The organism is Bartonella sp. CL436QHHD (assembly GCF_042195105.1).
Lineage (GTDB): Bacteria > Pseudomonadota > Alphaproteobacteria > Rhizobiales > Rhizobiaceae > Bartonella.
In genome coordinates, this window is record NZ_JBHINR010000045.1 from 1 (window position 1) to 1,554 (window position 1,554).

The 1,554-nt window shown below is 40.3% G+C and carries 1 pseudogene; it reads right to left on the reverse strand.

The window, feature by feature from the left end:
- A pseudogene (locus ACFIKN_RS06740) lies at window positions 1–1,554 on the reverse strand (hypothetical protein); the annotation flags it as partial.

Genomic DNA, 1,554 nt, shown 5'->3' on the forward strand with positions numbered 1-1,554 from the left:
GGTCCTGCATCCTTACCTTTACCTAAAGTCACACTCGTGTAATCAATGCCGCCATTATCACCATCTTTTTTATCGTAGAGAACCACTGCTGAATCATCAGACTGAAGACTGGTAGAAAGCTTCTCTAAACTTTTATCAAGCTGACCCTTGTTAACGGCATCATTATTATCTTTTGCATCCTCTACACCAGAAATAACCCGTTTCACACCGCTTTTGTTTGCAACATTAATTACAGTGCCATTTGTTTCCTTACCAACAGTGATAGGAGCTGTCTCATCATCCTGCTTGACAAGGCTTTCACTCACTACATTGGTTACATCATGATGAACATTCGTGACAGAACTACTAATATCAGAAAGTGCTTCCGATACACTCTTATAACTTTCTTCACTTTCTGTCCCTTCTGCATTAACTTTCTTGATTACAAAATTTGGAGCCTTCCATTGTCCATCTTTATCATAACCTGCTCCTCCACCAAAATACGTCGCAAATATCTGATTCATTGAATAAAGTTGATTACCAGTAACAGCATCCGTTGAGTTGGCGCTAATCTCACCATTTGCTAGAAACGTAATTCTACTGTTTTCTTGTGTCCTTACAGCTCTGCCTTTTTCTTCTTGCTTCTTCTCATGACGCGCGACAAAGGCATTGGCTTCCTTGCTCCAATTCAAAGAATCCTGCGCTACCCCTTCAGAAACTTCCTTAATCCGTGCATTCACATTCTTGATATTTGCATCAAGACCAGTAAATGCACTACCAACATTTTCAAAACTAGCACTTGCTACCGAACCATCCGTATCAACCTTGGATAACTTGTAGGTTGGTCCTGTAAACGTACCATCAACAAATTTTGCATCGCCACCAAGAAATTTAGCTACATTCTGAGAAATCGTGTTGATCTGACTACCATTAATCGCATCATGTGAACTCTCACCAATGGTACCATCTTTTACATTATGAAGTGCAACTGGTCCTGCATCCTTACCTTTTCCTAAAGTTACACTCGTGTAATCAATGCTGCCATTATCATCATCTTTTTTATCGTAATGAACAACAGCTGAATCATCAGACTGAAGGCTGCTAGAAAGCTTCTCTAAACTTTGATCAAGTTGCTCTTTGTTAACCGCTTCATTATTCTTCGTTGCTGCCTTAACACCTGAAAGTGTCCGATCTGCCTGCTCCTTATTTGCGATATTGAGTTCTGTACCTTCTACTTCTTTACCAATATTGATAACTTTTGTCTTTTCATCCTGCTTCGCAAGGCTATCACTCACTACATTGGTCACATCATTATGAACATTCGTAATAGAACTCGCAACACCAGCAAATGCTTCCGATACACTATTGTAAACCTTTTCCTCACCAGCACTACCATCAGAATTGACAGTTTTAAGCTTGAAGGTGGGGGCAACCCATTCTCCATTCTCATAACTAGCGCCACCACCAAAATAGCTAGCAACCGTCCGATTGACTGAATAAAGCTGACTACCCGTTACAGCATCTGTTGATTTAGCGCTAATCTCACCATTTGCTAGAAACGTAATTCTACTGTTT